The organism is Stenotrophomonas sp. P5_A8 (assembly GCF_056400545.1).
In genome coordinates, this window is sequence record NZ_JBFULB010000155.1 from 1 (window position 1) to 9072 (window position 9072).

Sequence of the window (9072 nt, forward strand, 5' to 3'; positions counted from 1 at the left end):
GGCCGGGAGGGCGTCATTGCCGTCCCTGGGCACCTGCTCACTTGGCCGCGACACTATGCGCCAGCGGCCGCAGGCCGGCAATCCTGCCCGGCAACGGGCGTCAGCCGATCACGATGTAGTCGCTGACCAGCGCGATACCCCGGTGCGGGCCGGGCTGCAGTTGCACATGGCGGCCACCGACCTGGTCGATGGCGATGCAGTCGTCCACCTCCAGCAGGGCGTCGGTATGCGGCTTGATCCAGCTGGCATCGCGCAGCGCCTTGGCCTTGGATTTCGCCTCAGCGATGTCGCGGGCGACCAGCAGCTGGTAGTCGTGGGCCTCGCCGAGCGAGCGCGGCACGTAGCCGCCCAGATTGACGAAGAACAGCCGCGGGGCGCCAGGCGCGGGCGCGGCATCGCCGAAGCGGACCTGATGGCCGTCCACGCCGTCCACCGCCAACCAGCCATCCACGTGCAGACCCTTGGCCTGGCCGAACCAGTCCGCGCGCAACTGCGGGTACGCATCCTCCACGCGGTCGACATTGGCGAAGGCCACGTCATGGACTTCGATCCGCGCACGCGCGTGGCGTCCGCCGAGCATGAACACGTGCAGCACTGCGCTCTCCTGGAACCTGTGGAACGGCGCGTAGTGTAGCGCCGCCACCACGCGGCCGCGGCAACGACGGTGGTATCGTCAGCCACTGATCACGCAGGAGCGACCCCCATGACATTCCTTTCGCGCAGCCTCCCACCGAAGGTGCTGGTTCCGGCGCTGGCCATCGTGTCCAGCCTGGCGCTGGCTGCCTGCGTCAGCACGCCCGGCCCGGTGGTCAAGGGCCCTGGACTGTGCAAGGCCGATGGCCTTGCCTGGGCGGTCGGCCAGCCCGCCRATGAGGCCAACATGCGCAAGCTGGCGGCGCAGAGCGGTGCCGGACTGGTGAACCCGATCGGCCCGGAAACCATCACCACCCGCGACCTGCGCCAGGATCGCCTGCGGGTGTTCATCGACAAGAACAACCTGATCACCGCCGTTCGCTGCGAGTGATCGCAACGGCGGGGCCAGCGGATCGCATGTCGGTGTGCAGCCACCCGTGGGCTGGCGCTACCGCCAGTGCGCGTGCCTTGGAGTCTGGCCGATGCCGGGATTGAACGCATTGGTCGGGTCCAGCTGGCGATAGAAGGCCGCCAGCGCCGGCTTGGCCGGATACAGGTGGCCGACATTGTGCTCGGCCGGGTACTCCGCACCGCGCTGGTCCAGCAGCGCCCACATCGCATGCTCGATCGCCAGCGGGTCTTCGCCCTTGCGCACGATGTAGTCCTGGTGGAAGACGTGGCATAGAAAGTGCCCGTAATAGAGCTTGCCGGCCAACCGCGCCTCCAGTGCCGCCGGCAGCTGCTCCATCCACTGCCGGTCATCGCGGCGCAGCGCCACGTCGAGGGCGACGATGTCTTCCACCGCGTCGCGATGCACCGCGCGATAACGCACCGCGGCACCGGCCACCGCGAAGCGATGCAGGAACGCCTTGCGCCCTTCCTCTGCCGTGCAGTGGAAATAGTCGCCTTGCCCATCGGCAAAATGCGCGCGCAGGAACGCGTCCGTCGCGGCGGCATCCACTGCGGATACTTTCAACAGGAGATGGTGCTCGTAGCGGTCACGAAACTGTGTCATGCGCGGCGGCAGGTGCGCGGGCAACAGCTGCATCGCCGCCTGGAGCAGCCGATCGGTAACCCCGCGCAACCCCACCGACTCGAACCAGCCATCGATGCGGCTCTTGAGTGCGAACGCGGCCGGCACCCGCGCCGTGCCGAGCCGGTCGATCAGCAGGAAGGTGTCCTTGCCGTAACGCTGCCCGATATCGAACGCCTCCCGATGCAGGTACTCCCCGGAGATCGGCAGGCGCTCGAAGGCGGTGAGCAGGTGGCGGCGGATGCCGGTCAGGTCCTCCATCGCATTGCTGCCGATGTAGAACACCTCGCTACGCTCGCGTTCGAAGGTATCCAGGCGCACCGCGAACACCGCCAGCTTCCCCGCCGAACCGGCCGCTTCGAAATGACGCGACGGATCGGCATTGAAGCGCGCCGGGGTCGGCGCATCCACCTGCCGCACCTGGGTGGCATAGCGTGGATCGGTGGCTGCGCGGCCGCTGTGGTTGTCCACGTCGGTGGCGGTGTAGTCGCCGCGCTGCAGGCGTTCGAGCATCTGCTCCGGATCTTCGCCGAGCGCAATGCCCAGATGATTGATCAGCTGCAACTGCCCCTGCGCGTCCACCTGCGCAAACAAGGCCAGCTCGGTGTACGCCGGGCCGCGCCGCACCAGCGCACCCCCGGAGTTGTTGCAGACACCGCCCAATACCGAGGCGCCGATGCACGACGACCCGATCACCGAATGCGGCTCGCGGTCCAGCGGCGCCAGCGCCTGCTCCAGGCGATCCAGCGTGGCCCCGGGCAGGCACACCACCTGGCGGCCGTCGTTGAGCAGCTGGATGCCGGTCAGGCGCAGCGTGTTGAGGATCACCACCGGGCGGTCGTAGTCGGCGCTATCGGGCGTTGACCCGCCGGTGAGGCCGGTGTTGGCCGCCTGCATGATGACGATGGCCTGCGCGGCGACCACCGCCTGCAGCACCCGCCACTGCTCCACCAGCGTACCCGGGCGGACCACCGCCAGCACCGGGCCATCGCCGAAGCGGTAGCCCTTGCGGAAGCGTCGGGTCGGCTTGTCGCCGCTGAGCACATGGGCGGCACCGACGATGTCGCGGAGCTGGGCCAGCAATGCGCCGGTACCGGCGGCCCCCCTCACCGCGACACCTGCGTGTACCGGGTGACTTCGGCAAGCGACTGGCGGCTGATGTCGGCGATGGTTGTCGCGCCGGTGAGCGTCATCGCCACGCGCATTTCCCGGGCGATCAGGTCGAGCAGGTTCGCCACGCCCTCCCCGCCCTGCGCCGCCAGCGCGTACACGAAGGCGCGACCCAGCAGCACGCTGTCGGCGCCCAGCGCCAGCATGCGCACCACGTCCAGCCCGTTGCGGATGCCCGAGTCGGCCAGGATCTTCAGCTCCCCTTTGACCGCATCGGCAATCGCCGGCAACGCCCGTGCGGTGGACAGCACGCCGTCCAGCTGGCGACCGCCGTGGTTGGACACCACGATGCCATCGGCGCCAAAGCGCACCGCATCGCGCGCGTCCTCCGGATCGAGGATGCCCTTGATCACCATCGGACCGGTCCAGAACTCACGGATCCACTCGAGGTCCTTCCAGGAAATGGACGGGTCGAAATTGCTGCCGAGCCAGCCGATGTAATCGGCCAGGCCGGTAGCGCTGCCCCGGTAGGTGGAAATGTTGCCCAGGTCATGCGGGCGGCCCAACAGGCCCACATCCCACGCCCAGCGCGGATGGGTCACGGCCTGCAGCATGCGCCGCAACGGCGCACGCGGACCGCTCATCCCCGAATGCGCATCGCGGTAGCGCGCACCCGGGGTGGGCATGTCCACGGTGAACACCAGCGTGGTCACCCCGGCGGCCTTGGCCCGCTCCAGCGCATTGCGCATGAAACCGCGGTCCTTGAGCACGTACAGCTGGAACCACATCGGACGATCAATGGCCGGTGCCACTTCCTCGATCGGGCACACCGACACCGTGGACAGGGTGAACGGAATGCCGCGGCTGGCCGCCGCCCGTGCCGCCTGCACTTCCCCCCGGCGCGCATACATGCCGGTCAGCCCGACCGGGCCCAGCGCCACCGGCATCGCCAGGCGCTCGCCGAACAGCTCGGTCTCCAGGCTCAGCTCGGCCACGTTGCGCAGTACCCGCTGCCGCAACGCGATGTCGGCAAGGTCGGACACGTTGCGCTTGAGCGTGTGCTCGGCATAGGCGCCACCATCGATGTAGTGGAACAGGAACGGCGGCAGCCGCCGTTGGGCGGCGGCGCGGTAATCGGTGGAGGCGGCAATGATCATGGGTCAACCGTGGGCAGGAGGAAGCTGCGATGCGCGGGCGCGCCGGGCCTCGTTGTCATCGAGCGTGCGCAGGGAGGCGTGCACGAATGCCAGGTGTGCATGCGCGGCGGCGCGCGCGCGTTCGGGGTCGCCGGTCAGCACCCCGTCCATCAGCTCGCGGTGCTGCGTCGACAGCGGCTCAAACGTGCGGGGCGAGGTGTAGAGCCGTTCACGGCTCTGCGAGATATTGGTCTGCAACAGCTCGAACAGGCCACGCATCACCTGCAGCAGCACCAGGTTGTGCGAGGCCTCGGCGATGGCCAGGTGGAAGGCCGCATCCGCGCGCGCCTCGCCGGCGGGATCGTCCTTGCCGTGCGCGGCGAGCATGTGCTCGAAGGCCGCACGGATCTTCGCCCGGTCCGCGTCGGTGGCGCGCAGCGCGGCGTGCCAGGCGGTCGCACCCTCCAGCGCATGGCGGATCTCCAGCACATCGAAGCGGTACTCCGGGTCGTTCTGGAACACCGGCAGGTAGGGCAACAGCGACGCGTCGACGCCCGGGTGCGTACGTGCCATCGGCACGCTCACGTAGGTGCCGCCACCAACCCGCGCCGTCAGCAGGCCCTGGCTGGACAGCTGGGCGATGGCTTCGCGCAGCGCCGTGCGCGATACGCCCAGCTGCACCGCCAGCGCACGCTCGGCCGGCAGCCGATCGCCGGGTTGCAGGTTCCGGGCATGGACCAGCTCGCGCAGCTGCACGGCCACCCGGTCAGACAGGCGTTCGTGCTTCACGTCGTCACCGGCGCGAACACGCACAAGCACCGGACACGACCGGTATCGGGATCGGGGAACGTCCAAGCCAGCATCGGCGGGTCTCATCAGCAACGGTCAGGTGTGGCCGCGCGATGTTCATCGCGTGCCGGCAGCGCTCTGCAACCACCGGAGATGTGGTATGACCACTTCCCCGGAACGGGCACAGAACCATCGACACCCGACTACGACGGGAGCGACAAGCCCATTAAACCATAGCGATCACCGACCCGCTTGGTATGACCATTATCCGCAACCGCAGTCGCTCGCCGGACCTTTCAGCTCCACGCCATTGCCGTCGGGATCGCGCAGGAACACCGACATGCCATCGCCCTCGGCGCCATAGTTGCTGGCCGGCTTGCCGGTCAACGCCACCCCGTGCGTCTGCAGATGCTCGCGTAGATGGGCCACATCGAAGGGCTCCACGCGCAGGCAGACATGGTCCACATTGCGGCCCTGCTCGCCCGCCGCTGCACCGCCCTGCACGCCCAGCGGCCCGTCGACACCGACCAGGTCGATCATCGATGCGCCAGCATGCAGGTGCACCATGCCCAGCGATGGCCGCTCACGCGCCACCGTGCAGCCCAGCACGTCACGATAGAAGTGCACCGCGCGCGGCAAGTCCTGCACGCGCAGTACTACGTGGTCGATGCGTTGGATCTCGAACGGACGTTCGCTGCTCATGAGGGCTCCAGTTTCTTGGCGATACGGCTGAACACGGCCAGCACGATCAGGCACAGGATGCAGACACCGATGGCGATCACGTACTCGCCGATGCCCACTGCAATGCCGATGGAGGCGGACATGATCAACGAACTGGCGGTGGTCAGGCCGCTGACCTGGTCGTCGCGCGTACCGCGCAGGATGGTGCCGGCCGCGACGAATCCGACGCAGGCGATCACCGCTTCGATCAAACGCACCGGATCGACCTGGAGCAGGTCGCGGTAACGCTCCTGCTGGAAGTGTTCGGCGATGCTGTCGCCCAGGCCGACGATGAGCGCGGCCGCCCCGGCGATGAGCATGTGCGTACGCAGCCCGGCGGCGTGCTTGCCCATCTCGCGCTCGATGCCGATCAGGCCGCCAAACACCATCGCTGCGGCAATCCGCAGCAGGATCGATAGATCTTGTTCCAGTCCCATCCGCCGCTCCTTACCTGTTCGGCCCAGCCTTGCGTGGCCGCCGTGGCAGCACCGTGAAGGGAGGCGTGAGGCGGATGTGCACGGTCATGCGGGGTTGGGAAACGCCGCACGACCGTACCGCAGGAACCGAGGCCGGGAGCGCCGCGCTTACTGCGCCAGGTAGCCGCCGTCGATGGCGTAATAGGTGCCGGTGGCGAACGACGTATCATCGCTGGCCAGCCATGCCACCAGTGCAGCGACCTCGTCCGGCTTGCCCAGCCTGCCCAGCGCGTGCTTGCTTTCCAGTGCCTGCTTTACCGTGGGATCCATCTTGTCCAGCAGTGGCGTGGCGATGAAGCCTGGGCCCACCGCATTGACGCGGATGCTGTCCTTGGCATGCTCCCACGCAGCGGTCTGGGTCAGCCCGACCACGCCGTGCTTGGCCGCCACATAGGCGGCCGACTTGTTGAATCCGACCTGGCCCAGGATCGAGGCCATGTTGATGATGCTGCCGCCCTTGCCACCGCGGCGCATCGCCTGGATCTGCGCGCGCTGGCACAGGAACACGCTGGTCAGGTTGACGTCGATGACCCGCTTCCAGCCGTCCACCGGATAGTCGCCGCTGGTTGCCGACGGCCCGCCGATGCCGGCATTGTTGACCGCGATATCCAGCCCGCCCAGTTCCTGCACGGTGCGCTGCACCGCCGCGTCCACCGCCTTTTCATCGGTCACATCCAGCGCGATGCCGATCGCCTTTGCACCCTTGCTGCGCAGCGCCTCGGCGGTCTTCTGCACCGCCTCCTCCTTCAAGTCCCACACCGCGACCGCCGCGCCGGATGCGGCGAGCAGTTCGGCCGCTGCCAGGCCGATGCCGGACACGCCACCGGTCACGATCGCCACCTTGCCCTTGAGCTGATAATCAATCATCGCGTTGTACCTCTGGTTGGAATACGGGGCAGGCATCGCCTGCATCGGCCATCACCGTACGCCTCAACGGCGTTACAGAACGTGCACATGGGCGCCCGCAACAATGCTTCCCATCGCTGCAACGCACCGGCCCCTATGCTGGCGGTCGTACGTCCACATCTCCAACATCTACGCTGCGCATTCGCGGCGCCCTCCTCCCCCAAGGTATGCACATGACTTCTCCCAGCGACGGCCCCCTTTTCACCCCTACCCGTCTCGGCGCGATCGCGGTCGCCAACCGCATCGCCATGGCACCCCTCACCCGCAACCGCGCCATCGAAGGGCGCGTGCCCAACCCGCTCGCCATCCAGTACTACGCGCAGCGCGCCAGCGCCGGCCTGCTGATCGCCGAGGCCACGCAGATCAGCCCGCTCGGCCAGGGCTATCTGGATACGCCCGGGATCTACAACCAGGCCCAGATCGACGCGTGGAAGAAAGTCACCGATGCGGTGCATGACGCCGGCGGCAAGATCGTGCTGCAGCTGTGGCATGTCGGCCGCATCTCGCACACCAGCCTGTTGCCCGAAGGCCAGGTGCCGGTCGCGCCAAGCGCGCTGCAGGCCAAGGCCAAGACCTTCACCGCCAAGGGCTTTGAAGACGTTTCGGTGCCACGCGCACTGGAGCTGTCGGAGATTCCAGCGCTGATCCAGGATTACCGCCAGGCCGCACGCAATGCCATCACCGCCGGTTTCGACGGCGTGGAAGTGCACGCCGCAAACGGCTACCTGATCGACCAGTTCCTGCGGGACGGCAGCAACCAGCGCACTGACGAATATGGCGGCAGCATCGAGAACCGTACGCGCCTGCTCGATGAAGTGGTCCGTGCGATTGCCTCGGAAATCGGCGCCGAACGCACCGGTGTGCGCCTGTCGCCGGTGACCCCGGCCAACGACGCCCACGACTCGCAACCGCAGCCGCTGTTCGAACGCGCCGTCGAGCGTCTGGACGCGATCGGTCCGCTGGCCTTCATCCATGTCATCGAGGGCGCCACCGGCGGCCCGCGCGACAACATCGCGTTCGACTACCAGGCGCTGCGCGCGAAGTTCAAGGGCGCGTGGATCGCCAACAACGGCTACACCAAGGACACCGCCGAAGCGGCCATCGCCTCGGGCTACGCCGATGTGATCGCCTTCGGCCGTCCGTTCATCGCCAACCCCGACCTCGTCGAGCGCTTCCGCCTGGGCGTCGCCTTGTCCGAGCTGGACCCGGACACGCTGTACGGCGGCGGGTCGCACGGCTACACCGACTACCCGAGCGTGTCAGGCTCGTAACCGCCGTAGAGCCGACCGTTGGTCGGCTGCCTCGCGTAATGCCGACGCCGGTCGGCTGCCTTGGGTGATGCCGACGCTGACCGGCTGTCCTGGTAGAGCCGACCGTTGGTCGGCTCCTCGGACATCCGTCCACGCTCATGAGGAGCCGGCCAGCGSCCGGCACTACCGCATCGCTGGCGTCACATCGCCGCCCCGCAGCACCGGCATCAACGCATCCGGCAATCTGCACGGCTGCCGCGGCGTACTATCCACCCGCCATCCCTTGCCCAACAGCACCCCTGCGCCGCCCGCAAGCACCTCATCGCCAGGCGCCGGGCAACTGATATCGCTGACCAGCACCTGCCCGTTCCGGTCCAGCCATTGCTGGACGAAATAGGGGCCATCGACCAACTGCATCGTTCCCAGGTTGACGCGAGCCACCGCCTGGCCCTGGACAGCGCCGCGCCACGTCGTTTCCAACGTCACGCCGGTGAACAGCAACCGTCGTCGCATCAATACGTGGTAGTCGGCGTCCAGCAACGTCAGCTCCTCTCCCCCATCCTCCAGGTAACGCCGCGTCCAGGTGCGGTCTTCGCCCCACGGCAGAACCTCCAGAAAGGTCTGGGCCAGCGGCTCGCTGCCATCGGCCAGCATCAGGCCCTGCTGCCCATCGCGGCGGAACACCAGCCGGCGTGCATCCAGATGCTCTACCCCGCTGAAGGCGCGCCCGACCACCTTGCCGCTCTGCAGGTTGTATAGCCGGTTCTGCCCTGCAACGTGGTCCCACAGCAGCAGCAGCGGCGGCGCCACATGATCATCGTCGATCGCAAGCCCCGCAGGCACCGTGTGTGCGGCGCCGCCGTTCCACCACAGCCGGGGCGAACGCTCGCCCGCCAGGGTACCCAGCACCCCACCGCCAACCGCGTCGAGATCGACCACGTTCGACGGCGCGAACAGGGTCCGTCCCGCGCAGTCGAGCACCGCCGCGCGACGCGATCCGTCCGCCGGGCGCACCCGCC

Annotated in this window: 9 protein-coding genes and 1 pseudogene; 2 read left to right on the forward strand and 8 right to left on the reverse strand. The window is 67.9% G+C overall.

All coding sequences use genetic code 11. The features are described from left to right. Positions 1-100: 100 nt before the first annotated feature. A complete protein-coding gene (locus AC1DQP_RS12150; RefSeq protein WP_457319456.1) occupies positions 101-595 on the reverse strand; it encodes a DUF1543 domain-containing protein in 495 nt (164 codons plus the stop codon). 108 nt (positions 596-703) lie between these two features. Between AC1DQP_RS12150 and AC1DQP_RS12155 the strand changes: the two genes are divergently transcribed. Then, positions 704-1024, forward strand: a complete 321-nt coding sequence (locus tag AC1DQP_RS12155) for a hypothetical protein (protein ID WP_478051678.1) — start codon at positions 704-706, stop codon at positions 1022-1024. A gap of 57 nt (positions 1025-1081) precedes the next feature. Here AC1DQP_RS12155 and dld read toward each other — a convergent pair whose 3' ends face one another. From dld to AC1DQP_RS12185, 6 genes are all read right to left on the reverse strand, one after another. Then, positions 1082-2776, reverse strand: coding sequence for a D-lactate dehydrogenase (gene dld, locus AC1DQP_RS12160; RefSeq protein ID WP_478051679.1), 1695 nt, complete (start codon positions 2774-2776; stop codon positions 1082-1084). Then, positions 2773-3933: an FMN-dependent L-lactate dehydrogenase LldD gene (lldD, locus tag AC1DQP_RS12165; RefSeq protein ID WP_478051680.1), complete on the reverse strand. Its 1161-nt coding sequence runs from the start codon at positions 3931-3933 to the stop codon at positions 2773-2775. The genes dld and lldD overlap by 4 nt, the downstream gene beginning before the upstream one ends. A 3-nt stretch (positions 3934-3936) precedes the next feature. Then, complete coding sequence (lldR, locus tag AC1DQP_RS12170; protein ID WP_457319284.1) at positions 3937-4701, reverse strand: transcriptional regulator LldR; 765 nt, start codon at positions 4699-4701, stop codon at positions 3937-3939. Positions 4702-4965: 264 nt separating this feature from the next. Continuing rightward, the gene (locus AC1DQP_RS12175) at positions 4966-5403 is read right to left on the reverse strand and encodes a VOC family protein (RefSeq protein ID WP_457319283.1); all 438 of its coding nucleotides are present in this window, start codon (positions 5401-5403) and stop codon (positions 4966-4968) included. After that, positions 5400-5858, reverse strand: coding sequence for an MgtC/SapB family protein (locus AC1DQP_RS12180; RefSeq protein ID WP_256774191.1), 459 nt, complete (start codon positions 5856-5858; stop codon positions 5400-5402). The genes AC1DQP_RS12175 and AC1DQP_RS12180 overlap by 4 nt, the downstream gene beginning before the upstream one ends. Positions 5859-6005: 147 nt before the next feature. Further along, complete coding sequence (locus AC1DQP_RS12185; protein WP_457319282.1) at positions 6006-6764, reverse strand: SDR family NAD(P)-dependent oxidoreductase; 759 nt, start codon at positions 6762-6764, stop codon at positions 6006-6008. Positions 6765-6976: 212 nt separating this feature from the next. Between AC1DQP_RS12185 and AC1DQP_RS12190 the strand changes: the two genes are divergently transcribed. Then, positions 6977-8074 (forward strand): alkene reductase, encoded by a 1098-nt coding sequence (locus AC1DQP_RS12190; protein ID WP_457319281.1) that lies wholly within the window; start codon positions 6977-6979, stop codon positions 8072-8074. 162 nt (positions 8075-8236) lie between these two features. On the opposite strand, the pseudogene AC1DQP_RS12195 reads toward AC1DQP_RS12190, so the two are convergent. Beyond that, a pseudogene (locus tag AC1DQP_RS12195) lies at positions 8237-9072 on the reverse strand (hypothetical protein); the annotation flags it as partial.

Excerpts from the sequence above, each read along its gene's own strand:
- AC1DQP_RS12180 (WP_256774191.1), bottom strand. The coding sequence starts at position 5,858 with ATGGGACTGGAACAAGATCTATCGATCCTGCTGCGGATTGCCGCAGCG.
- AC1DQP_RS12185 (WP_457319282.1), bottom strand. The coding sequence starts at position 6,764 with ATGATTGATTATCAGCTCAAGGGCAAGGTGGCGATCGTGACCGGTGGC.
- AC1DQP_RS12175 (WP_457319283.1), bottom strand. The coding sequence starts at position 5,403 with ATGAGCAGCGAACGTCCGTTCGAGATCCAACGCATCGACCACGTAGTA.
- AC1DQP_RS12190 (WP_457319281.1), top strand. The coding sequence starts at position 6,977 with ATGACTTCTCCCAGCGACGGCCCCCTTTTCACCCCTACCCGTCTCGGC.
- lldD (WP_478051680.1), bottom strand. The coding sequence starts at position 3,933 with ATGATCATTGCCGCCTCCACCGATTACCGCGCCGCCGCCCAACGGCGG.